The 24,997-nt window shown below is 41.9% G+C and carries 22 protein-coding genes; 9 read left to right on the forward strand and 13 right to left on the reverse strand.

Going from position 1 to position 24,997, the window contains the following annotated elements; all coding sequences use genetic code 11:
* Positions 1-32 precede the first annotated feature (32 nt).
* On the forward strand, positions 33-2,864 hold the full coding sequence (gene uvrA / locus ACTHJT_RS00415) for an excinuclease ABC subunit UvrA (RefSeq protein WP_440235568.1): 2,832 nt from the start codon (positions 33-35) through the stop codon (positions 2,862-2,864).
* A gap of 208 nt (positions 2,865-3,072) precedes the next feature.
* On the opposite strand, the gene ACTHJT_RS00420 is transcribed toward uvrA, so the two are convergent.
* The 7 genes from ACTHJT_RS00420 to ACTHJT_RS00450 all read right to left on the reverse strand — a co-directional run bounded on the left by ACTHJT_RS00420 (position 3,073) and on the right by ACTHJT_RS00450 (position 8,960).
* Positions 3,073-4,458, reverse strand: a complete 1,386-nt coding sequence (locus ACTHJT_RS00420) for a T9SS type A sorting domain-containing protein (protein ID WP_440235569.1) — start codon at positions 4,456-4,458, stop codon at positions 3,073-3,075.
* Positions 4,459-4,492: 34 nt separating this feature from the next.
* A complete protein-coding gene (locus ACTHJT_RS00425; RefSeq protein ID WP_440235570.1) occupies positions 4,493-5,131 on the reverse strand; it encodes a LysE family translocator in 639 nt (212 codons plus the stop codon).
* Positions 5,132-5,208: 77 nt separating this feature from the next.
* Positions 5,209-5,991: a TPM domain-containing protein gene (locus ACTHJT_RS00430; protein WP_440235571.1), complete on the reverse strand. Its 783-nt coding sequence runs from the start codon at positions 5,989-5,991 to the stop codon at positions 5,209-5,211.
* Entirely contained in the window at positions 5,992-6,429 is a 438-nt protein-coding gene (locus tag ACTHJT_RS00435) for a TPM domain-containing protein (RefSeq protein WP_440235572.1), read from the reverse strand.
* A gap of 7 nt (positions 6,430-6,436) precedes the next feature.
* A complete protein-coding gene (locus tag ACTHJT_RS00440; RefSeq protein WP_440235573.1) occupies positions 6,437-7,015 on the reverse strand; it encodes a LemA family protein in 579 nt (192 codons plus the stop codon).
* 233 nt (positions 7,016-7,248) lie between these two features.
* Positions 7,249-8,322: a peptide chain release factor 1 gene (gene prfA, locus ACTHJT_RS00445; RefSeq protein WP_440235574.1), complete on the reverse strand. Its 1,074-nt coding sequence runs from the start codon at positions 8,320-8,322 to the stop codon at positions 7,249-7,251.
* A 62-nt stretch (positions 8,323-8,384) separates the two neighbouring features.
* Positions 8,385-8,960, reverse strand: a complete 576-nt coding sequence (locus ACTHJT_RS00450) for an SRPBCC family protein (RefSeq protein ID WP_440235575.1) — start codon at positions 8,958-8,960, stop codon at positions 8,385-8,387.
* A gap of 272 nt (positions 8,961-9,232) precedes the next feature.
* Here ACTHJT_RS00450 and ACTHJT_RS00455 point away from each other — a divergent pair, with 272 nt between their 5' ends.
* Genes ACTHJT_RS00455 through ACTHJT_RS00465 form a run of 3 tightly spaced genes read left to right on the forward strand, consistent with a single transcriptional unit; the run spans position 9,233 to position 12,527 of the window.
* Positions 9,233-9,541, forward strand: coding sequence for a hypothetical protein (locus tag ACTHJT_RS00455; protein ID WP_440235576.1), 309 nt, complete (start codon positions 9,233-9,235; stop codon positions 9,539-9,541).
* Positions 9,542-9,599: 58 nt separating this feature from the next.
* On the forward strand, positions 9,600-11,930 hold the full coding sequence (locus ACTHJT_RS00460) for a TonB-dependent receptor (protein ID WP_440235577.1): 2,331 nt from the start codon (positions 9,600-9,602) through the stop codon (positions 11,928-11,930).
* A 12-nt stretch (positions 11,931-11,942) separates the two neighbouring features.
* Positions 11,943-12,527: a hypothetical protein gene (locus ACTHJT_RS00465; protein WP_440235580.1), complete on the forward strand. Its 585-nt coding sequence runs from the start codon at positions 11,943-11,945 to the stop codon at positions 12,525-12,527.
* 77 nt (positions 12,528-12,604) lie between these two features.
* On the opposite strand, the gene ACTHJT_RS00470 is transcribed toward ACTHJT_RS00465, so the two are convergent.
* The gene (locus ACTHJT_RS00470) at positions 12,605-13,321 is read right to left on the reverse strand and encodes a hypothetical protein (RefSeq protein WP_440235581.1); all 717 of its coding nucleotides are present in this window, start codon (positions 13,319-13,321) and stop codon (positions 12,605-12,607) included.
* Between the two features lie 114 nt (positions 13,322-13,435).
* Here ACTHJT_RS00470 and ACTHJT_RS00475 point away from each other — a divergent pair, with 114 nt between their 5' ends.
* Positions 13,436-14,617, forward strand: a complete 1,182-nt coding sequence (locus ACTHJT_RS00475; RefSeq protein WP_440235583.1) for a class I SAM-dependent rRNA methyltransferase — start codon at positions 13,436-13,438, stop codon at positions 14,615-14,617.
* 3 nt (positions 14,618-14,620) lie between these two features.
* On the opposite strand, the gene ACTHJT_RS00480 is transcribed toward ACTHJT_RS00475, so the two are convergent.
* Positions 14,621-15,316 (reverse strand): HEAT repeat domain-containing protein, encoded by a 696-nt coding sequence (locus ACTHJT_RS00480; RefSeq protein ID WP_440235584.1) that lies wholly within the window; start codon positions 15,314-15,316, stop codon positions 14,621-14,623.
* A 109-nt stretch (positions 15,317-15,425) separates the two neighbouring features.
* On the opposite strand from ACTHJT_RS00480, the gene ACTHJT_RS00485 reads away from it, so the two are divergent.
* Positions 15,426-16,979 (forward strand): hypothetical protein, encoded by a 1,554-nt coding sequence (locus tag ACTHJT_RS00485; RefSeq protein ID WP_440235585.1) that lies wholly within the window; start codon positions 15,426-15,428, stop codon positions 16,977-16,979.
* Positions 16,980-17,272: 293 nt separating this feature from the next.
* On the opposite strand, the gene ACTHJT_RS00490 is transcribed toward ACTHJT_RS00485, so the two are convergent.
* Genes ACTHJT_RS00490 through recF form a run of 4 tightly spaced genes read right to left on the reverse strand, consistent with a single transcriptional unit; the run spans position 17,273 to position 22,577 of the window.
* On the reverse strand, positions 17,273-17,827 hold the full coding sequence (locus tag ACTHJT_RS00490; protein WP_440235586.1) for a hypothetical protein: 555 nt from the start codon (positions 17,825-17,827) through the stop codon (positions 17,273-17,275).
* An 8-nt stretch (positions 17,828-17,835) separates the two neighbouring features.
* Positions 17,836-21,123, reverse strand: coding sequence for a PKD domain-containing protein (locus ACTHJT_RS00495; RefSeq protein WP_440235587.1), 3,288 nt, complete (start codon positions 21,121-21,123; stop codon positions 17,836-17,838).
* Between the two features lie 9 nt (positions 21,124-21,132).
* Positions 21,133-21,450, reverse strand: coding sequence for a DUF721 domain-containing protein (locus ACTHJT_RS00500; RefSeq protein ID WP_440235589.1), 318 nt, complete (start codon positions 21,448-21,450; stop codon positions 21,133-21,135).
* A gap of 14 nt (positions 21,451-21,464) precedes the next feature.
* A complete protein-coding gene (gene recF, locus ACTHJT_RS00505; RefSeq protein WP_440235590.1) occupies positions 21,465-22,577 on the reverse strand; it encodes a DNA replication/repair protein RecF in 1,113 nt (370 codons plus the stop codon).
* A 57-nt stretch (positions 22,578-22,634) separates the two neighbouring features.
* Here recF and pdhA point away from each other — a divergent pair, with 57 nt between their 5' ends.
* From pdhA to ribH, 3 genes are all read left to right on the forward strand, one after another.
* Positions 22,635-23,678, forward strand: a complete 1,044-nt coding sequence (gene pdhA, locus ACTHJT_RS00510; protein ID WP_440235591.1) for a pyruvate dehydrogenase (acetyl-transferring) E1 component subunit alpha — start codon at positions 22,635-22,637, stop codon at positions 23,676-23,678.
* Positions 23,679-23,700: 22 nt separating this feature from the next.
* Complete coding sequence (locus tag ACTHJT_RS00515) at positions 23,701-24,408, forward strand: tetratricopeptide repeat protein (RefSeq protein ID WP_440235593.1); 708 nt, start codon at positions 23,701-23,703, stop codon at positions 24,406-24,408.
* A gap of 77 nt (positions 24,409-24,485) precedes the next feature.
* On the forward strand, positions 24,486-24,965 hold the full coding sequence (gene ribH, locus ACTHJT_RS00520) for a 6,7-dimethyl-8-ribityllumazine synthase (RefSeq protein WP_440235594.1): 480 nt from the start codon (positions 24,486-24,488) through the stop codon (positions 24,963-24,965).
* The last annotated feature ends 32 nt before the right edge of the window (positions 24,966-24,997 follow it).

The raw sequence follows: 24,997 nt of genomic DNA on the forward strand, positions 1-24,997 counted from the left end.
TATACGAAAGAAGACCCGTAATAACACACTATATGAAAGGAACGGCTGTGGCGAAAAAAGAATACGCACTTGATATAGAATCTTTAGATCCAAGAAATTTCATAATCATCAAAGGAGCACGTGTACATAATCTGAAAAATGTTGACGTTGCAATTCCCAGAAATAAATTAGTTGTTATCACCGGACTTTCCGGCTCCGGTAAATCATCCCTCGCGTTCGATACCTTGTTTGCGGAAGGCCAGCGTATGTACGTGGAAAGCCTGAGTTCTTACGCACGCCAGTTTCTGGGCCGGATGGAAAAGCCGGAAGTGGATTATATCAAAGGCGTTTCACCGGCTATTGCGATCGAACAGAAAGTAAATTCCCGGAACCCCCGTTCCACTGTAGGTACAACCACAGAGATCTACGATTACCTGAAATTATTATTTGCCCGCATCGGCCATACCATTTCTCCGGTGAGCGGCCTGGAAGTTAAAAAGAATACTGTTACAGATGTTGTAGACTGGGTATTTGAACATGAAGAAGGCACGCGCTTCATGGTGCTTGCGCCCTTCAGAACCAAGCACGGGCGCAAACCGCCGGAAGAGCTGCAGATTCTGTTGCAGAAAGGTTTTACACGTTTGTACCTGAACGGCGAAGTTGCAACCATTGAAGAACTGATTGAAAAAGGAACGAAAGCGATTCCTGCGAAAGCAGATGCCTGGATTCTGATCGATCGAAATTCAGTAAACAAAACAGAAGATGACGCACCATTCCGCGTATCGGATTCTGTACAGACAGCCTTCTATGAAGGCGACGGCGATTGCCGCATTGTTATACCAAACGGCGAAACGCGCGATTTCTGCGATCGCTTTGAAGCAGACGGAATTATTTTTGAAGAACCATCCGCAAACTTCTTCAGCTTCAACAACCCTTTTGGTGCCTGCAGAACCTGTGAAGGTTTCGGACATGTATTAGGCATTGATGAAGACCTGGTAATCCCTGATAAATCTTTATCCGTATATGAAGGCGCGATTGCCTGCTGGCGTGGGGAGAAAATGAGTGAATGGCTGAAGCCCTTGATCAAGAACGGAATCAAGTTTGACTTTCCGATACACAGAGCCATCCAGGATTTGTCGGAAGAAGAACGGAGATTATTGTGGGAAGGGAATAAATATTTCGATGGCTTGAATGCATTCTTTGCATACCTGGAAACACAGACCTATAAGATTCAATATCGTGTAATGTTGTCGCGCTTCAAAGGCAGAACCGTTTGTCCGGATTGCCGCGGCACGCGTTTGCGCAAAGACGCATCGTATGTTAAGATTGCCGGCAAATCCATTACAGATATCGTATTGATGCCGGTAGACGAAGCGCTGGAATTCTTTAACGGCATGAAGCTACAGAAGAACGAAGCAAAGATCGCTGAGCGTTTGCTGAAAGAAATTACCAATCGCCTTTCATACCTGGACAAAGTTGGCTTGGGCTATCTAACACTGAATCGCTTAACCGCATCGCTTTCAGGTGGAGAGTTCCAGCGGATCAAACTGGCAACATCACTGGGAAGCGCACTGGTTGGCTCCATGTATGTGCTGGATGAACCCAGTATTGGTCTGCACCCGCGCGACACCGGCAAGCTTGTTGAAGTATTGAAGATGCTGCGCGACATGGGTAACACAGTGATTGTTGTTGAACACGAAGAAGAAGTTATGCGTGCTGCCGACCAGATCATTGATATTGGTCCGGATGCAGGCATTCACGGTGGTAAGCTCATGTTCCAGGGTGTGATCGAAGATATGATCACGCATAGCGGCTCCTACACGACCGATTATTTAACAGGCCGCGCGAAGATTGAAGTGCCGAAGCAACGCAGAAAATGGAATGCCTGTATTGAGATTAAAGGTGCCAGAGAAAACAATCTTAAAAACATCAATGTAAAGTTTCCGCTGCACACATTCACCGTAGTAACAGGTGTGAGTGGCTCGGGTAAATCAACGTTGGTGAAGAAAATATTATTCCCGTCGCTGCAGAAACTGTTTGGCTTCTCCGGTGAGTTTACGGGTAAGTTCGACCGCATGGATGGTGACATCCGCGAAGTAACACAAATAGAATTTGTAGACCAGAATCCGATTGGGAAATCATCACGTTCAAATCCGGTAACCTATGTGAAAGCATATGACCTGATCCGGAATTTATATGCAGAGCAGCCGCTGTCAAAAGCACGTGCTTATAAGCCGGGGCATTTCTCTTTCAATGTAGAAGGCGGCAGATGTGAGATGTGCCAGGGTGAAGGTATTGTAACGGTTGAAATGCAGTTTATGGCAGATGTGCATTTGACCTGCGAAGCCTGCAACGGCAAGCGTTTCAAACAGGAGATTCTGGAAGTCAAGTATAATGATAAGAGCGTATCCGAAGTATTGGATATGACGATTGAAGAAAGTTTAACATTCTTCAAAGATAAACCGAAGTTGATCGAGAAGCTGCAGCCATTGGCAGACGTAGGTTTGGGTTATGTGCATTTAGGGCAATCATCGAGTTCGCTATCGGGAGGAGAGGCGCAGCGTGTGAAGCTTGCTTCATTCCTGGGTAAATCGCCCGATGATAATAACGAACATATCCTGTTCCTGTTTGACGAACCAACAACCGGTTTGCATTTCCATGATATCCGTAAGCTATTAGACTCCATACAGGCGCTGGTAAACAAAGGCAATTCTGTTATTGTGATTGAGCACAACATGGAAATGATCAAGTGTGCAGACTGGATCATTGATATTGGTCCGGAAGGTGGTAATGGTGGCGGCGAAGTTATTTTTGAAGGCACGCCTGAAGAGATGCTGAAATGCAAAAAAGGATATACAGCGAAATATTTGAGAGAGAAATTGTAGGGAGATTGCATTAGCCCAACGCTAATAGATCCGTTGTTCCGGATTTGTATGCGTAATTGAATTACCGTTATTTAAAAGCGATGCCATCGATTAAAGCGATGGCATCGGCCGTTTCAGGCAGCACTGCTGATCAGCAATCCATTGCGTTAACATAAACAATCCGGAAGACAGATAAAATAGGATTTGTAATCGTCTATTAAATTTCAGTCTATTTCTTTATAATCTTCTGGCTATACAGCCTTCCTTCATTTTCAACAAAAAGAAAATACACACCTGTACTAAGCGATGATAACCCGGAAAGATCCAGCTGCTGGTTTGAAGAGGAAACAGCAGCTTCGCATGTATACAATTCAACACCCAAAGAGAATACGATGCGTAGGTGTGAATTACCCGGCAGGAGATTTGAAGTATTGAGCGAAATAGAATTTTCAAAAGGGTTTGGAGCAACCATTAAGTTTTCGCTGATTGCCTGTGAAGATTTTACAGCAAGAATAGTTTGTATGCTGCTGCAGTCATCATCGGTATTTGACTGTTTAATATATTCTATGTTTCTGTAAAATCTGTCATCGTAGTTTGGAGCACCATTATAATAGTATTGACTCAGGCCTAATCCACGGGTAAAGGTGTATGAAGGAAATCCTTCAAAAACTACATCCGGTACAATATATAAGCCACCTCTATATGCCTCGTATGCAAAGAGCATTGTGGTATTTTTATTTGTGGGAAGCGATAATAGCCCAATGTAAGGGAAATCACCTGTTACAGAAAAAGCAGTAACGGTCAATGTACAATGCGTTTGAGTCATTGAATAGACGCCGTTGTCAATAGCATTAACATGGCATTTGCTGAGTTGATAACGAATGGTATCACCATCAGCAGAAACCGTTTTTGTAAGCACTTTATAAATATCATAATCCAAACGATCTGTTGGTGGCCCCGGACTATGAGGACTATAGATCAACATATCTCCGGCATCGTAATCGAAGTATTCAAAGAAATCCAGTTTATTGTCGCCAATGTGTGTGTTAAAAATATAATTCAGACTGAAGTTATTATGCTTATAGAAGGAATCGTCGAAAAAAGGGAATGAATATACAAACCCAAAATTTTCGGATACTTTAATAGAGTCTTTAAAACCATTGTAGTCTTCAACAATGATTGTTTTTACATAATCTGTCTGGTTTGTTAACACGGTTTCCTGCTTGTAGTTTGCATAGGTAGCAGTATAGACAACATTATTAAGTGTGAATTTCCATTTTGTCCAAAGAGGTTGCTGAGTTTTAACAACGACTGTATCATAATATCCATCCCTTGTTACAAGGAAAAGAAATATGCCGCTATTCTTTTTTACCATGGAACAACCCCAGAAATTATCTTTGGTTGTGTTCAGCTTGTTAAAATAAAAGATAGAGTCACTATTAACAACAGCAGCGCTGTCTACTGTAATAACGTGTGCTGTTGTGTCAAATCCGAGTGCCCTCCGATATAAAAATTCATAACTGAACGTATTTCTGAACGGTTGAAAATTCTGAGCAGTTGCAGCATGGGCAAGAGCAAAAAAAGCAAATACGAAAACGATGGCCGACAATCTCATAGCTATAATAATTAAAAAATCAATTTACATAAATTTATTTATAATTCTCCCACAACAGCTTCCCTGCCTGCAATACAGCGAGGCCCAGAAAAATATAACCTACTACTTTATTCAGGATCTTTTCAGAAAATAAGGAAGGCGTATTTCCATAGAACCATTTTTTGCAATAGTAGGCATATATGAAAAGCATGGCCATGCTGCCGCTGCATACGCCTACAACAAAGGTCGTCATTAAGAGTAAATCATCTTTCATCCAGCCGGTGCTCATGAAATACGTACTGTATCCAAGCCAGAAGGTGATCTGCGTAAAATTAATTACTCCAATAAACAACCCTTGCGCATAATCATTCGAACCTTTGGGGTGTTGTTCATTTTCCGTAGGTTCTTTGTGTTTTTTGGTAAGGAAAACATACGAGAGTATGAGGAATGCCGGCACGGCAATGATTTCAATGAAGTCGGCAATGGACTTATGCGACAGAAAATACTTTGAAAAGATTACTGCGATGAAGCAATAGAAAAATTCAATGGATACTGCGCCGGCTGCAAACCACATGGCTTTACGGAGTCCGGTTGATGTAGCGCGTTTGATGGCAAGCAGATTGAACGTTGAAGGTGGAATAGTGCCGAGAAAGCTGACGATAAACCCGATAAAAAAATGACTGACGAAGAGCATAGAGGTTTAATATTGATTTAGAAATACGGATGCCATCGTTAAAACGATGGCATCCGTATTTATGTTGTATGAGAAATTTACCAGTCGCCGCCTGCGCCGCCGTCGCCGAAACCGCCGCCGCCAAAGCCACCAAAACCGCCGCCGCTGCTTCCGCCGCCACTGCCCCAGCCACCACCGCTGCCGAAGCCTCCAATGGGAGGAAACATGCCAAAGCCGCCGCCGCTGCGGTTATAACCGCGGCCACCGCTGTTGCCTTTGTTGTTATGACGGTTCAGGAATCCGATGATGATGATTACGATAAAAATCAATAAGAATACATAAGCAGGCTTAATTTTACCGCCTGATACATTGTCGCTCGGGTCTGCCGTATATTCATTTTTAGAATACCGGATGATGGCATCAATCGTAAAATTAATGCCGTTAAAATAATTGCTGCGTTTAAATTGAGGGATCAGTTCGGCGTCAATGATTCTTTTACAACGCATGTCAGGCAGCACACCTTCCATGCCGTAGCCAGTTGCAATAAACGCTTTGTGATTTTCTTTTGCGATGAGCAGGAGCACACCGTTCGATTTGGATTTCTTCCCGATGCCCCAATATTCTCCCAGGCGGGCGGCATAATCAGAAATATCATAATCACCCAGATTGGTAATGATTACAACAGAGACCTCAATGGAAGTAGAGTCGTTGAATGTGCGAACCTTCTGCTCCAGCTGCGCAACCTCTGCAGGGTTAAGCATACCGGCAAAATCATTGATCAATCTCGGTGGATTGGGCGGTGGCGGAAAATCTGAGTTGTTTGCTCCGAACGTATATAGAGAAAGCAGCAGATATACGAACAGAAGGATGCGGCCTCTCATTTAATTTTTATTAAAAGAAATTTCGTTTGACAATTCATTTATATCTGTCTTACTGTAAGGGAAATGTTCGCTAAGTTTCAGTCCTGCTTTTTCAATGCCTTTGCTTAAGCCAAGTGCATATTCACCTTTCTTAAAATGATCCAGTACCAGCTCTTTGATTGAATCCCAGAAACCTGCAGGTACTTTCGCATTAATACCAGCATCACCCAGGATCGCGAACTTACGGTCGTTGATGGAAAGATAAAACAATACGCCATTTTTCAGATCCGTTTTATGCATTCCAAGCGAAGCAAAAACATCAGCAGCACGATCCATCAGTTCGTATGCACACTGGTTCTCAATGTGCACACGAATTTCTCCGGATGTGTTTTTTTCAGCCTTGTGAATGGAATCAATAATTGCAGTCTGTTCAGCAGCACTGAAAAAGGAGGTTGGCATAATCTGCTTAGAATTTTACAGAAGGAGCTTTTTCTGCTCCCGCATCTGATTTGAAATATCCTTTTTTCTCAAAGCCAAATGAACCTGCAAGCATGTTGTTCGGGAAAGTTTTGATTGTAGTGTTGTATTCCTGTACAGCTTCATTGAATTGTCTTCTTGCCTGTGCAATTCTGTTTTCTGTTCCGCTCAATTCAGCACGAAGATCTGAGAATCCCTGGTCTGCTTTCAGGTTCGGATAGTTTTCCGTGATTGCCATTAATTTGCTTAGTGCAGCAGTCAACTGACCTTGTGCAGCCTGGTATTTTTGAATATTTTCTTCTGTAAGCTGATCTGCCTTAACAACAACCTGTGTTGCAGAAGCACGAGCTTCTACTACTTTTGTAAGCGTTTCCTGCTCATATTTTGCATAGCCTTTAACCGTTTCAACAAGGTTTCCGATCAGGTCATTACGGCGCTGGTACTGCACATCTACCTGTGCCCAGGCTGCCTCAACATTTTCCTGCTGCTTAACCATAGTGTTGTATCCGCAGGAACTGAATAAAGAAAGAACGATTAAATAAAGAGGAATGGATAAGAAACGTTTCATTGGTTTACGATAGTTAAGATGTGTTAATAGGGTTGTAAGTATCTCTTGTATAATAAAAATACAGTTAATGTATGTAAAAACATAACATTGAGATATGTATTTCAGATTGATAATAAAGCGTTATAACAATAAAAAAGGAACTGGTGGCACTATTAAAACCTGATAAGCACAGGTTGCAAAATAAAAAAAGGGGCGACCATTAGCCGCCCCTTTCACAATCTTTATTTCTATAATCAGGAAGCTTCCTGTGTACTTAAACGCTGCGCGTTTTCAGCCAGTCTCAGTTCTTCAATAAAATCATCAATATTGCCATCCATCACGCCTGGCAGGTTGTGTACGGTGTAACCGATGCGGTGATCGGTCACACGGCTCTGCGGGTAATTATAGGTTCTGATCTTATCAGAACGGTCGCCGCTGCCGATCATAGAGTTACGCTGTGCACCAAGTTCGTCCTGTTGTTTTTTTAATTCGATCTCATAAATACGGGAACGTAAAACCTTCAGGGCTTTTTCAAAGTTCTTGATCTGGGATTTTTCATCCTGGCATTGAACCACGGTACCTGATGGGATGTGCGTTAAACGGATGGCTGAATAAGTTGTGTTTACAGACTGTCCACCTGGTCCGGAAGAACAGAATGTATCTTTACGGATATCATTCATGTTCAATTGCACATCCACTTCTTCTACTTCGGGCAGTACAGCTACAGAAGCCGCAGAAGTATGAATACGACCTTGTGTTTCTGTTGCAGGTACACGTTGTACACGGTGTACCCCGGATTCAAATTTCAATTTTCCATATACATCGTCGCCCGAAACCGCGCAAATGATCTCTTTGTAACCGCCAGATGTTCCTTCTGTTGCATCGATCAACTCCATTTTCCAACCCATGCGGTCGCAGTAACGCTGGTACATACGGAAAATATCTCCTGCAAAGATTGATGCCTCGTCACCACCCGTACCGCCGCGGATTTCAAGGATAATGTTTTTACTGTCATTCGGATCTTTTGGTATCAGAAGTTCTTTAATAACCAATTCGATCTCGTCTTTCTGCAGGGCTAAACTTTCAAGTTCTTCTTTCGCCATTTCTCTGAAGTCAGGATCTTTTTCAACGCTAAGAACCTTTTTAGAACTGTCGATATTGGCCAGAATATTCTTGTATTTATTGTATACCTCAACAATCTTGTTGAGTTCTTTGTATTCTTTATTTAACGACGTATAACGCTTCATGTCCGACATGATGTTCGGATCCAGAATTGCTTCTGAAACTTCATCAAATCGAACCTTGATCGCTTCTAATTTATCAACCATGATGTGTTTTTGTAATTAAGATGCAAAGATAGAAAAAGGAAGGCAGAAAAAGGAGCGATTGGCTATAAGCCTTCGATCGGCTGCGTTTTTTTCATCTCAGCTACCGTTTTAAGACGGTTCAGGCTCTCCTGGAACAGGGAACCGGCAATATTATCAATCATCAGAATAATGTAGCGGTTAGGCAGATGAAAGCCCACATCACCGTCAAGTGTAATGGTGGCACGGGCTGTAGAGTCCGATACATGCTCAAGCTGGATGTTTCCTTTGGTATCAAAGCGGTTATTGATGAGCAGAGAAAAGGTAACATGGTCATCCATTTCATTATCGATAATTGTAATGGTACCTTTACCTAATTTATCGCCCTGGTAGCTCATGCCGCTGCCAATCCCCTGGTTTGGTCCGAAGTAGGTTTGTTCCAGCGAATAATCCTTATTAACGTTCAAGGCAGTCCAGGAAGGCCATTTCTGCAATTTGTTCAGATATGGAAATATGGATTTATTTGATTGGTGAATGATAATCGATCTCTCAACATGATAGGACGAAGGCAATAAGACACCTACTACTACCATAACAAGAATAATGGATAGCAATAGCAACAACCCCTTTTTAAACCTATTTCCTATTATTAAAGTAGACATATTCTGTTAAAATAAAATTCAGAGTATTATACGAACGATTTAGAAATAGAGTTCGGCAATTACTATTTTTCTAAGATATTAATGCTGATAAAGATAGATAAATTATATAATTTATCTTAGAACAACTTGCACGAATCTATAAACGCCCAGAACCTGCTATTGCATGGCTTTTAATAAAAGGCAAACAATTTTTAAATCTCGTTGAAAATCAGATTCTTTAAAAAAAGGTTTCTTGTAAATGAACTTTATTACTCCCACATTTGTAAGTGAACATGTTGAAAAGGAAAAATATATATCGGGTATTTTTGGGCATAAGCCTGCTGCTTTTTGTGCAGCTGGTTATCCCTTTTCTGCATAATCACCACAGCGACCGCGACCTGAAACAGGGTTTCAACAAACAAACCGAGCAGTGTATGATCTGCGCGCTGGATATTGTTCCGGCAGATTTTATTTTACCGGAACCGTTTGCTGCGCTTGTTGCATATATTATATTTTCAGTTTTATATACCGGACTTATTTCGCAGGAAGTTATTTTTGCTGCAGAAACTTCAGGCAGAGCGCCGCCTGTAGCTCTTTCTTAATTCTTCTTTCATCCGAAAGTCCCTTTCCTTTTAATTCAAGAAATTACTTATTCATCGCGTGAAGACAATTCTTCTGGCGTGGATTGTACTGTGTATTTCTATTGCAGAAATACAGGCGCAGTCTGTACGTTCATCCGCATGCGTTTATACGCTGAGCGGCATTATTCAGTATACAAATTCCGGCGAACCCGTGGAAGGTGCGTTAGTCTTCATCCAGGAGCTGAACACATATGTACTCACAAAACCTGACGGTACATTCCGCATAGATTCTTTGTGTGCGCAAAGCTACCGGCTGCATATTGATATGCTTGCCTGCAGCCACAAAGACACTTCGGTTCTGCTGCAAAAAAACACCTTCATCCGGATCGGTTTAACACCCGTTGAGAAAGACGAAGAGATTACGATCGAGTCTCAGCACAGCGGGAACCAGCCGGAGATCAGTTCTGTAGAAGTGCTGGAAAAAGAAGAGCTGGCGAGGCTACGTGGAAACAGTCTTGGGGAAAGTTTAAAATATCTGCCTGGCGTAACAGCGCTGCAAACGGGACCTACGATCTTTAAGCCCGTTATACAAGGCATGTATGGCACACGGATTCTGATTCTGAACAATGGCATCCGCCAGGAAGGACAGCAATGGGGCAACGAGCATGCGCCGGAGGTGGACCCTTTTATTGCCAGTAAAATCTCCGTGATCAAAGGTGTGCAATCGATCCGTTACGGCTCAGATGCCATCGGTGGTGTGGTATTGCTGGAACCTGAAGCATTGAATACGTTTCGTGGAACAAAGGCGCTCATTAATCTTGGCGGTTTCAGTAATAACCGGGCCGGTGTTGCATCAGGCATTATAGAGCATGGATTCAAGAAAATCCCCGGGCTCGCGGTGCGGGTGCAGGGAACCGTGCGGAAAGGCGGTAATACCCGTACGCCGGATTATTGGTTAAAGAACACCGGTTTTCAGGAGGCCAATTTCTCGGCTGCCGCTGCGTATCAGGCCCGCCGCTGGGGTGTGGAAACATTCTATAGTCAGTTTAATACAACGTTAGGGATCTTTACCGGTTCACATATCGGTAATGTGTCAGACCTCATAACGGCAATCAACAGCGGACAGCCGGCGGTTACTTCTGGTTTTTCCTATGCGGTTGAAAGGCCCAAACAAATTGTTAATCATGAACTGTGGAAGAATAAAGTTTATTATCGCCTGAGGCAGCACACACTGGTGCTGGAGTACGCCCGCCAGTTTAATAAACGTCAGGAGTACGACAGCCACAAGGCTTACAATCCCGGTTTGCCCGATGAACCGCAGCTGTCGTTTGAACTAACCACACATACTGTGCAGACGTATGCGGAACACCGGATCAGCAGCCGCATCAGAGGCACAGCGGGCATTATGTATATCAACCAGGCAAACACCTACCAGGGCCGCTACTTCATTCCGAACTTTGCCAGCAATGCTGTTGGCGTGTATGTGACAGAAGCATATAAGCTTTCAGCAAAGACAAAAGTTGAAGCAGGTTTGCGCTATGATTACAAATACCTCAAATCATATTATTATGAGAACAATGTATTGCAGGCTCCGGAGCGAACGTTCCAGAGTCCTACAGCAAACCTCGGCTTGCTGCACGAATGGAGCAGCCATATAGAAACACAGGTATTGCTGGGGACTGCCTTCAGGGCGCCAAATGTCAATGAGTTATATAGCAATGGTGTTCATCATGGTGCGGCTGCATATGAAATCGGTAATCCCGATCTGCAGCCGGAAAAGGCTGTTAATGCTGCATTTACGTTGAATTACATGTTCAAAAAATGTTTCGGGTATGTACACGCCTATGGATATTATTTCAACAATTACATTTACCTGAAACCTGTATTCCCGCCAACATTAACCATCCGCGGTGCATTCCCGACCTTTGAATACACACAGGTAAATGCCACCTATGGCGGACTTGATGTTTCATTGAATGACAGCATTACAAAAAAAATAATTTTGTCGGCGCGTTATTCGATGGTAAGTGCATACAACCGTTCGCAGGATGAATGGCTGATTTATATTCCACCGACGCGCTTGCAATTGGGCATGAAATACCTACTGCCAGCTGTCGGAAGAATTAAAAAACCATATGTGTCTGTTGATGGTATTCTGACAGCAAAGAAAAAGAACGTGCCGGCCAATGCAGATTATATGGCGCCGCCGGCAGGTTACTTTCTTTTACAGGCGGAAGCAGGTGCATACATAACGCTTGCGAAACAGGAAATGCTGATCACACTTACGGCTCAGAATATTTTAAACACCCGTTACCGCGATTACCTGGATCGCTTCAGATATTATGCTGATGCTGCAGGCACAAACATTATTCTGCGATTGCAGATACCATTGGATTTTACAAAACAATAAAAAGATATTCTCATGAAAAAAAATACAATTCTGAAATCAATTATTGCCGGAGCTGTTTTGCTTGCCGTTGTATCATGTAAAAAAAATCATGGCGATGTTGCCAATCCTGTTAACCCAAATGAGACGGAGCTTATTACAACGGTGAAACTGATTGTTTATCCGGTTAGTGACCCTGCTGCAGAGACTGTCTTTGCATTTATTGATGCGGATGGAGCCGGCGGTAATGCTCCGTCCATTGATACCATTCGTCTTTCTCCATCTACAGAATACCACGTACAGGTATTGGTGCTGGATGAAACAAAAAATCCCGTTGATACAACATCAAAAGAAATTGAAGAAGAAAGAAATGTGCATCAGTTCTTTTATACCAAGAGCGGCAGCTATGATCTGACCACAAGCTACCTGGACTTTGATGACCACAATGTACCGCTTGGCCTTAACATCAAACTTACAACCGGAGCTGCATTTACTGTTAAAACAAACCAGTTGAAAGTAGTGCTGAAGCACCAGCCGGGCCTGAAGCCTACATCAGGACTGGGTGATAGCTCACTGGGAGAAACAGATATAGAAGTGGATTTTCCGATCCTGGTACAATAAGAAAATCAAAAATGCTCAGGCATAAAAAAACCGATAAGTTTTCTTATCGGTTTTTTTATGCGGGTAATAATAAAATATTAATACTGGTAAAGTCGCGCCTGCTGTAATTGTTTCTGCGGAGCAGATACTTCTTTCGCACTCAGGTTTGTTCTGAATCCGATAAAGAAGGTTAAGATGTTTGATTTAGAAGGCGTGTTCAATACGTATGATGGATTAGCCTTTGACGGCATCAGGTGATAGTTGTCGCCATAGAAGTTATTCAATGTATATTCTGCACCAATGGTGAAGCCTTTCATGTTGAAACCTACGATAGCAGAGTAATTGATTTTGTTGATGTCTGCGTCATTTTTGCGCTTACTTTTATCATCACCGATAAATACTTTTTCTTTGTAATCAATCTGTGCTAAAAATTCACCGGCAACATAGAAATATCTGTCTTCTTCCATGTTTCCGAACTTAAGACCTACCGGAACACTTAAGCTGTATGCTCTGCTTTTAACTCTTACTTCAGAGTAAAGTGTATCGTTGTATTTACTGATAAAACCAACGTTTTTCACCCCGATACCTGTGTAGATACCAATTTTATTACTGAAATCTTTATGCCCCTGAAGCGTATAGTTTGCAAACGGAGCAAAACGGATAGGCCCCGATACAGATGATCCATCGCTGCTTTCAACTATACCGATCTGAAACAATGTTTTGTTTTCAAATACTCCATACATTTTTTTACCCTGACCCATGGAAGTAAAGGTGAAGCATAAAAGAGACAAAGCGAATAATGCAAAATTTTTCATATTCATTGAAAGGAAAGAATGTTTAGTACCGCTAAAGTAACTATTTTGAATATCTATTACCAAGTTATTTTGAAGTTTTCAATATCTTCGCACTGTTAAACCGAATTTACATCCATGCCTATTCCAGTACTTCAATTAAAAAAAGGTAAAGAACGCTCTATCAACAACCGACACCCCTGGATTTTTTCAGGAGCGGTAGCAAAGTTACCTGATAATGAGGAGGGCACCATTGTTGCCGTAACGGATTTTGAAAACAAAAAACTGGGCTTCGGATTTTTGTCACATAAGAGTCAGATTGTATGCCGGATGTTTGAATGGGATGATCTGACGGATACGGTTATCTCAGACACATACTGGATGCAGAAATTAAAAAATGCATATGCATTGCGGACAACGGTTATTCCGCAGGAAAAGACAAATGTATACCGCCTGCTGCACGCAGAAGGCGATTTCTTTCCAGGCATCATTGCCGATGTATATGCGGGAGTTGTTGTACTGCAGGTATTGATCAGGGGAGTAGAGAAACTGGTTCCTGCCATTAAACAGGCATTGATAGAACTTGGATTTGAGCATATTTATATAAAAGCCAAAACATCTTCAACCGTACTGGAAGACATACGCACCGGCAGCGGCTGGCTTCACGGCGGTGTTGAGGTACCGGTGATTGTTAAAGAGAATGATGTGCTGTTTGAGGTTGATTTCATTGACGGACAGAAGACCGGTTTCTTTGTTGATCAGCGGGAAAACAGAGAACTGCTGCGGAGTTATTCCAAAGGAAAAAAAGTATTGAATACATTTTGTTATACAGGTGGCTTTAGTGTTTATGCAGCATCCGGAGGAGCAGAACTGGTTGACTCGGTAGATATTTCAAAAGAAGCTGTTGCATTGGCAGCGAGAAACATGGATCTGAATCTGCCTGGCTTTAAGCATGGCGCCATTGCTGCAGATTGCTTTGATTATCTAGGTGAAATAGAAAAAGATTTTTATGACATCATTGTACTTGACCCGCCGGCTTTTGCCAAGTCTGCTAAAGCTGTCGCCAATGCTTGTCGTGGTTATAAGCAGATCAATCTGAAAGCTTTCCGGAAAATTAAAAAAGGAGGTTTGCTGTTTACGTATTCCTGCTCTCAGAATATTGACAAGGATCTGTTCCAGAAAATTGTTTTTGGCGCCGCGGCAGATTCATACCGGAATGTCCGCATCATCCACCAGATGCACCAGCCCGCTGACCACCCGATCAATATTTACCATCCTGAAGGTGAGTACCTGAAAGGATTGGTATTGTATGTTGAATAAACGTCAGTAGATATCCTGCATTTCAACAAAATTGATGCGATCAATCAATAAACTGTCGCCCGACTGCTCGTTATGCATAACAGAAAATTCCTCGAGTTCTTTTTTCGATTCAGGCGTATTCATTTTTGTAAGTGCGTAAAAACATTCGGCACGCATAGAGATCAGCTCTGTGCTGTCGTAAAGAATGCGGGTCAGTTTTTCTGTGGCAGCTGTATAACGAATTATACCTAAACCTTTGGCTGCCTGTTCTCTGCTGTAAGAAGGCTTTTCATTTAATTTTTCCAGTAAAAAAGGACCGATGGATTTGCCGGCATCTGAAACAGGTTCTAAAAAGAAATTTTTGGAAACTTTCTGATTTTCGAAAATCGTGTAATAATTGCGTCCTACATAAGGGTCGAAAAGGCTTTTGGTAATAAAGAAAAAAGCAGCAGCAAACAGTACAATAGCAATCCGCACAATTCGTTTTAATTCATAGAATGCAATTGCAGTGAGCAGGCAATTGCACACAACAACATAAACATAATATTTTATTAAAAAGAGTTTGTTGCAGGCTGAAACCAGAAGGATCTCTTTCTCTACGTCAATAGATCGCCAGATATAATTGCCCGGGTCTGTTACCACCCACCAAAAAATAAAAAGTAAAATATTCAGAATAATATAAATAAGACCTATAGGGCCGTATTTCTTAAGTAAGATCATAGTAAGCACCACTAATTTGATGATAAATATATAAAAAGCGAAATCATTATTTTATTGAATTTGTTCTAAAGAGAGTATATTTATCTGAATTCAACACGTAAAAATTGAGATGACCCAAAGAATAATTACATATATATTTTTTAGTATCTGTTTGTTTACAGCATTGCTCAGTTCTGCACAAAATGCAGAAAGTGAATATGAACTGCTTGTTAAAAAAGCACAGAACATCTATTCAGCGGTTGATACAGCAGGGAATTATGTGTTTGTATTTCAAACGAGCAAAAACCTGGAGGTAACTTTTTTTGACAGGCAAAATAAAAAACAATCGGATCTCGTTCTTACGATTCCGCCGCAGATTACCCGCGATGCTTATCTTGGAACGCAATTGACCGGTGATAGCTGCACCATCTATTTTTTCAGTGAACACACAAGAGGCATTACTCAACTAAGCGTGAACAGACAGAGCGGGAATATGTTAAAAAGAACCGTAGGACAACTGCCTTATTCTTCAAAATTCCTGAAAAGTTTCTTCCTGAATGATACCTTTTATATTCTTACAGCAACCAGTGGAAAGAATGAACTGACGCTGCATGCTGTTTCGGAAAATAAATTAAACCAGACTACTTTCGGGGTTGAAATGCCCGACATGTATAAACGATTGGGCTCAGGAAACAATCTGTTGAATGAAGAGCCGGAAGCAACTTTAGGCATTGACCGTGTCAATTATAAGGTAGAAAATAATGTCAAGTCTGCGCGCGCAACAAAAAAGATCTATACGTTTGGTAACAATATTTATCTGATCTTTGATGATCCGGACTATACAAGTGTTATTCATATCGATGTTGTAAAAAGTACCTGTACCTATAAACAGTTTGTGTTTAACCAGAATAAAGGAAATCATTCATCCAAAAAGCAAGGCAACTCCTTTTTGTTCGAAGATAAATTGTTCAGGGTAACGATGACACCAGAGCAACTAACGTTTACGGTATTGAATGTTGATTCGAATAATACTTATGCAACTTTTTACGCGACGCCACAAAATGTTATTGATTTTAAAAATGGCGCCATTATCCAGGAGAATAGCTCCGATAAACAAAGAGTATTGGAAGACACACAGGAGTTTTTCAAAAAAGCACTTGCAAGTAACCTGAGCATTTCTGTAAACAGAAAAGACAGTATTTATGTAGTGGAGATTGGCAGTTATGAAGAATACGTTTCCGGAGGTTACGGCAATAGCCCGAATGCAGGAAATGGCCCGAACTTTTCGATCGGTATGGGTATGGGCATGGGATACGGTGGTATGGGTATGGGATATGGCGGTATGGGAATGGGGTATGGTGGTATGGGCGGCATGGGTATGGGAAATTATGGATATGGAGCGCCGGGTTATTACAATGGATACTCAGGTTATTATCCATATAACAGTACTACCACAACTATTCGTACGATCTATTTCCACAGCATGATTGATTCCGCCTCCTTTCAACAGGAACCTGGTATTGTACCAATATCCCTGCGCGAGCGGGTAAGCAATTTTGAAACTGCGATGTTCAAAGACAAGACACCTGAATTAATCCGGATCGTTGATTTGGAAGACAGGATTATTATTGGCTACCTGATCACTGCCCAAAACACCTTCAAAACATATTCTTTTTACAAGTAAATTGTTTGAAGATAATCAGCCGATTTAGAGGTATGAATCCTGATTTGTTTTTGTAATTCATTGTAAAACAGATATTTAAAAATCGTTGTTTCAGCAAAAAAATATTCAAAAAAGGGGTTACTTTCAAACGGGAAAAGGAATTAACAGTAATAGATAACAAATTTTCCTGTTCATAATAACCTGTTAAAGTTTAGAAGCGATGTGATTCCCAACACGTCGCTTCTTTTTTATTTAGTCAGGAACCTTAAAGAAAAAACCTACAGGGGGTGATTGATAATTTTTTATCAGATGCTTTATTTAATCTGCAGCGAACGGACCTGGGCTGTAATTTCTTCTTCCAGTGTTACAAATACCGGCTCCGGACAATCAATAAAAAACTGGAACCCATTTCCATTCGGGTGGATGCCGTGGACGATAATAACTTTATGTGGGATACCGGCATCATCGATGTAAGCAGCCCAGTAACCAATGGCATAGGCTATCTGCAGCAATCCATCGGTATGCGTAATGGTTTTTAAAATTTTAAAGTCTTTCTTCTTTTGAAAAAAAGCAAGGCTAGCCAGGGAATATGTTTTAATATCAACTCCACGTGCAGGCTCTGTTTTGCAGGCCTGCGTTGCGACGAAACGTTTATTCGCTTCTGTCTCTACCGCTTTGCGTTCATAGTTGAGTATTTCAACACCTTTCTTCTTATCCTGGTAAAAAGAAGTTTTCACCCAATCAGCTGTGGATTGATATTGAATGGTGCGACCCAGCTCTACCGGTATGGTTGCCACCGGACCTGCATCCTGAGAATAGGCAGTACAGTAAAAAAGAATACAGGAGAAAATAAATAAGAATTTTTTCATCTGTGCGGTTATTTGTCTTTGATGATCTGTACCCAGCTTTTACAGCAATCTCCATAAGGCGCGCAGATCCAGTAGTAGTAAACACTTGAGCTCACATCCTCGGCGCAGAAATCATTTTTGTATGATTCAGATTTAAACACACATTTACTCCAGGCATTATAGATTTCTACATGCCAGTTTGGATACAAGCCTTTGATCTCAAAGCAATCATTTTTAGCATCACCATTTGGTGTAAACAGATTTGGAATAATAATATTCTCAATTTTTATCATGCCAACAGCCGTGGCTGCACAATAATCGTTGTATATACTAACGGAAACAGGATAAGATCCTTCTTTTTCGTATTCATGTATAGGTGATACGTCTGTTGAGGAATGCCCGTCGCCGAATGTCCACAGATAGTGCAGCGGACCGCTGCTTGGGTTGTACAGCCGTACAGTTAATTTGCCGTTGCAGGGCGTTAAGTTCTCCCAGTCCACGCCTGCGGAGAGCGTGGCTACATGAATGAGCACGGTGTCTTGAAGCACGCATTTGTTTGTATCAACAACAGTCAGGTAATAAGGCCTTGTTTGACTTGGATGGAACAGCGCATCACAAACATTCGGGTTAATTACTTCCGTTGTAGGCGACCAGGAATAAGTATAATATGGATTACAGTTTTTAAGTATGCTGATTGTGTCACCATTACATATCGTGGTGTCAGAAAGGTTAACACCAATGGAAGGAAGCGGATAGATCGTTACGGTCTTCTTTGCCGTGTCTTTTCCGATACAGGTTGTAAGATCGGTTACAACAAGTTTAATAATGTATTTGCCGGGTTTGTCATAAGTATGCGTGATAGGGCTGGTATTGCTTATTTTTGTACCATCTCCCAAGTCCCATTCATAGAATACACCGCCGGTACTGGTATTGGTCAGGTGCACGGTTGTGGAGCCACAACCGCTAGCAGTATCAATGAGGAAATCGGCACGCAGGTTAGATAAGTCAAACTTAAAGCAGGCGTTGTTACAATTGTATGAGTTGTTTGTTTTGGACTGCGCATTTGGTGTAACAGGGAAGAAAGATGTACCGCCGCAGCTGCCGCATACAGACTGATAAACAATTCCGTTTTTATCAAATCGGCTTGTTCCGCCGTCAACGTGGTCGTCTTCACCATAACCACCATAATATGTTGCATACAGCAAACTATTGAATCCTTTCTCCAGTACCAGCAAATAGAAGTCAGAGCCGTCTGTTGTTTTGTACAACGCGTTGCTTGTAACATCAAGACCGAATGTAGTTCCGCCCGAATAAGCATTCAGGTAATGGTTGACGTTTCCGCCCCAGCCGGATATCAGAATGTTGTCGCATTTGTTTACAAGAAACGCCGTAGGTACAATGCTGATGGCATTGGTAGCATTACCGAATGTGGTCGATAATAACCCGGTAGTAAGCGTGGGATCAATCTTCTGTATAAACTGTCCGGTTTTTGGTTTACCGTAAACACCGGCAGACATAGGATAATTGCCAAGTGTCTGTCCCAATACGTAAATATTTTCCAACGCATCAAGCTGGATAAAGAAACATTGGTCAAACTTGTTTGTGCCCACATACGTTGCGTGCAGAAGCGTTGTTCCATCAGCGCTGAAATGGGCGATATAACCATCCAGGTCATTGGCATTCATCGTTGGTTTCATTCCGGCAGATGTGCCAGGTAAATTCTGGCTGGTTGTACCGCCGGTGATGTATACACTTTTATCCGATGCCACGCGGATGGAGTAACCCGCATCTTTCTGCGGTCCGCCCCAGTAGGTGTTCCACTGCATGGCTGACAGGTCGCCGTTCAGTTTACACAGGTAAGCATCCATGTTGCCGCTGTATGTCTGGTTATAACCCGGCACGGTTGTATTGATAATGTCTGCGGAAAATGTTTTCGTAATAATGTAAATATCATCAGCGGCGTCGCAATAAATTTCACCTCTGAACTGGTCACCGTAATTCTGTGTAAGTGTATCATAAATGTAGGAGATCCCGTCATTGGCAGAACCGCCGATCAGTGTAGAGCTTACCAGGTTTGAGCCATCAGCACTTAATGTTGATATAAACAAGTCGCTACCCGGATTAAAAAGAATTCTGTCGCTTTGGTCCATCGGATATACCGGAGTACCGCCATTAAATGTCTGGTCATAAGCACCTGTAGTAGTCGGGAATGCCGGTCCGCCGAACACAATGCCGTCTGAACAGGTAAAGCCAAATAATACAAGTTCCTTTTTGCTGTTTACGATACAGCTGCTGGGTACTTCAGTATTTCCGCCGCCAAGATAAGTAGCATATAATAACTTTCCTACCGGATTGAATTTCATGATCGCAACATCCGAATCAATATCCGGGTAGCCGTAATAGGTTGTCTGGTAAGCACCGAGTGTTACCGGGTAACCCTGGGAAAAAGCAATACCCACCATATATGTATTGCCGTCTTCATCATAGGTTGCTGAATTGCCCCAGTTGTCAGCAACAGAGCCTGAATAGGTAGAGAAGATCAGCTGCGGGTCAATAACCAGAGGAGCTTTCTTGTTATATCCTTTCGGGAAAACAAAGCTCAGAACATTATTTACCAGTTTAAACTGGCAGGGAACAGTAACGCGGTTACCATTGATCTCCTGATAAGCGTAAGGTTTCTGTTCGTAAAAATCAGTAACAGATGTTTCAATAATCAGTTCACCGTTTTTTAAATACACACTGTCAGCGCCGGAATACTTCAGCTGGATAACAGAAGGGTCGGCGCCAGCGGCAAGATGGAATTCGTATTTGAAGCCTGTTTCCTGACCAAAGCAAACCAGGGAAGTATTTGGATAAATATCGTTTAAAACGGTTTGACTGAAAGCTTTTGCATTGCTGCCCCATTTGGCTGGGTCGTTTCCTTTAAAATAATTGTAAGTGAAAGAAGTAGGATTGATTCCTTTGGCTGAAGAGATTGGCGAGCAACCTAAGAAAGCTACTTCGTAGGCATGCGCCTGAATACCCTTGGCTGTTTTTGCGTTGCCGGTTTCTCCTGATGGAGAGGTATGCTTGCCATGGCCGGCATGTGCAGCAGCCTCTGCATCATAAAAATTAAATAAAAAACGGTTCTTTTCTATATACAACTGGCCTGAAGGAATTTCAGACCGGTAAAGTACATTTCCGTTCCATTGACCTTTATTTTCAACGAACAATCCTCCTTTTATCTGTTCAGGCGCATATTGCGCCCAGGAAGATGAAGCGTGAAAGAAAAGAACAAAAAGCAGAAACAGGCTGGTTTTACGGTTAAAAGCCATCATATATTAGATTTATAGGAACACTACATCTTCTAACACTTTATCCCCCGAAGCTTTATTAAGTAACTCAACTACCTTGTGTTTGGATTGATTTAATTCGTGTTTTAAAGGTGCTGATGAAAGATGTATGTATAGTTTTTTATTACGGATATAAAGATTGGTTGTTCTGCGGGCAATTGGCGCCCCCATGATTTTTTCCCAGTTCTGAATAATATACGTTTCTTTGTATTTTCCGCGGACGCGTAACTGATCCATCCAGTCCTCAATGGCATCACCAATGCTTAATGAATCCTTTTTGCGTTTAAAATCACGTTCAGGTTTATTATACATAAGAAAGTTATTCTTTAAAAGCGGAGATCAGATTGCTTTACCTTGCCCTGATCTATTATAAACATACGAAATTCTTTTGTATTTGACTGAAAAAAAGTCCCGGAACGATCAGGACGTGCGTCTGAGATGAATAGCTGGCCTTTTACATATTTTTGAACCAGGGAAATCAGCTTTTCAATACGCTGGTCGTCCAGTTTATCAAAAATATCATCCATCAGTAAAATAGGTGTATGGCCGGTACATGCTTTCAAAAGCTCGTATTGCGCAAGCTTCAGGGCAATCACAAACGTTTTTTGCTGCCCTTGAGATCCGTATTGCTTTACGGCCTCCCCGTTGATGATAAATTTGAAATCATCTTTATGAATTCCTTTATTGGTACGCTGCAGGATCAGGTCTTTTGAATACGAATCCTTATATGTTTTTTCGAAATCAGGAGCGAGAACTTTCGTCTCGTATTCAATGGTGGTACGCTCATGATCAGGAGACAGCAGCGTATAATATTCCTGAAAGACCGGCAGCAGGCGGTTCAGGTATTCATTGCGTTTGCCGGCAATGATGGCGCCAGACTGCAATAGGTTATGATCGTACGCATCCATCAGAATACGGTCAATAAGCACACCTTCCGAAGCCTGCTTTAACAGGGCATTCCGTTGTTTTAAAAAGTGGGTGTAACGGATCAGCGCCTCCAGGTAAATATGATCCGCCTGGGAGAATAAAGTATCAAAAAACCGGCGGCGGTCTTCGGCACCGTTCCGGATCAGATCCGTATCGTGCGGGGTTAAAACAATTGCCGGAAATTTGCCAATGTGTTCCGAAATCCGGGTATAAGGTTTTTTGTCGACGGTAAAAGACTTCTTTTTTCCGTCAAAATCGTATTGAATTTTAAATTCTTTTGAATTTTCGTGAAACCAGCCCAGGGCCGAAAAATATGCCTGGTTGGTGGTAATCATCTGCTGGTCGGTAAAAGCTAAGAAGCTCTTTGTCAAACACAAACAATAAATTGCATCCAGCAAATTCGTTTTTCCGCTTCCGTTTAAGCCTGCCAATAAGTTAATATGCTCCGAAAAAGAGAGTTCCAGCTCAGGGTAGTTCTTGAAATTTAGCAGGCTTATCTTTTCAATATACATGAATTTTATTTATTTTAGCCCTTCAAAGTATACTGTAAACAGCACAAATAAGAAGAGATGGCAAGTGTTAAAGAAAAAGCGAAGGATAACACTAAAACAAAGGTAGAATCCGCAGGAGCATTTACCAAAGAAACATACCTTTTCTGGTATGAAAAAATGCAATTGGTAAGAAAATTTGAAGAGAAGACAGGACAACTTTACGGTCAGCAAAAGATTAAAGGTTTCTGTCACTTATACATTGGCCAGGAAGCTTGTGCTGCAGGTGCAGTATCAGCGTTGAAAAAAGGCGATCATTATATTACTACATACCGTGATCACGGCCAGCCATTGGTTTTGGGCACAGACCCTGGCGCAATTATGGCAGAGATGTACGGGAAAGCAACAGGTATTTCCAAAGGAAAAGGCGGTTCAATGCACATTTTCGATAAGGAAGTAAACTTTGCCGGAGGACATGGTATCGTTGGAGGCCAGATTCCTTTGGGTGCCGGACTGGCATTTGCTGAAATGTATAAAGGCACAGACAATCTATGTATCTGCTACATGGGTGATGGCGCGGTGCGTCAGGGCGCTTTACACGAAACATTCAACCTGGCAATGCTTTGGAACATCCCTGTAATCTTTGTTATTGAAAACAATGGCTATGCAATGGGTACTTCCGTACAGCGTACATCGAATGTAACTGAATTGTATCAGATCGGCGAATCTTACGATATGCCTTCTGAAGCAGTAGATGCCATGAGTGTTGAAGAAGTTCATTTGGCTGTAGCAAGAGCAGCTGCACGTGCAAGAACTGGCGGCGGCCCTACTTTACTGGAATTCAGAACATACAGATACAAAGGCCACTCTATGTCTGACCCGGCTAAATATCGTACAAAAGAAGAGCTTGAGTCTTACAAGGCACAGGATCCGATCGAAAAAGTACGTACAACAATCCTTGAAAAGAAATATGCTACAGAAGCAGATCTTGAAGCGATTGATGCGAAGATCAAAACAACTGTAGATGCAGCGGTTAAATTTGCAGAAGAGTCTCCATATCCGGATGCTTCTGAAGCATACAAAGATGTGTACACACAAACGGACTATCCGTTCATCGTTGAATAATAAATACTTTTTATAAATAATAATGGCTGAATTAACCGAAAAAAATACTGCTGAGGCAGTAAAACAACCAACACAATCAAAAAACACTGGAATGTCAACAGAAGAATTAATTGAAAAATATAAGACTCCGGTTTTGGCAGGTTTAGGGATTGTTGTTGTATTGATTGCTGCATTTGTATTCTATAAATACAATCAATCTGAAAAAAGCACAACTGCACAGGAAGAAATGGAAGCAGCTGTATTCTATTTTGAGCAGGATTCTCTGGAGCTTGCTTTAAAAGGCAACCCGGCAAAAGAGATTATGGGTCTTGAGGAAGTTGCAGAAGAATACGCAGGTACAGATGCAGGTAATCTGGCAGCATTTTACACAGGTATTATTTATTTAAAGCAAGGTAAATTTGAACAGGCGATCAGCCACCTGGAAAACTATTCATCAAGCGACGGAATCATGCAGGCTCGCAGCTGGGCTGCCATGGGTGATGCATATTCTGATTTGAAAGATGGTGAGAACGCAATCAAGTATTACAAAAAGGCCGCTGAGCATAAACCAAACGAACAGTTGACGCCTTCATATCTAATGAAGCTGGCACTGGCATATGAAGTAAATAAAGACTGGAAATCAGCAGCAGAAGCATACGATAAAATCATCACAGACTTTCCTAAGTCTCAGGATGTAGCAGATGCCAAGAAGTACAAAGCGAAGGCACAGGCCCTTTCCGCTTCCGAATAATTTCTAACAAAAACATCGCAAGCCAAAAGGGATAAAGCAAAAGTTTTATCCCTTTTGTGTTGTATAAAGAATAAGACATGTCCAGCGCAGATAAAAACTTAAGCACCTATTCGGGTGTCATTCCGGATCTATCTTCCAAGACATTCGGCATTGTAGTGGCTGAATGGAACGAAGAAATTACAGAACCACTTTACGAAGGTGCTGTTGAAACATTATTGAAGCACGGTATTCCAAAGGCAAACATCATTCGCATGAATGTGCCGGGCACGTTTGAATTAAGCCTGGGTGCGCAGCGATTTGCACAAAAGGTATCTATAGACGCAGTAATATGTCTGGGTTGTGTGATCCAGGGAGAAACAAGACATTTCGATTTCATTTGCCAGGCTGTATCTGCGGGAATCACAGATGTAAATCTGAAATATAATAAACCTGTAATCTTTGGTGTACTTACTACAGACAACAAAGAGCAGGCGTTTGACCGTGCCGGCGGCAAACATGGCAATAAAGGTGATGAAGCTGCTATCACCGCCTTAAAAATGCTGGCATTACCCTTTTAAATTATTCTCAAAATCAATCGTTAATTAATACA

Origin of the sequence: Cytophaga sp., assembly GCF_051961495.1 — a bacterium.
GTDB lineage: Bacteria > Bacteroidota > Bacteroidia > Cytophagales > Cytophagaceae > Cytophaga.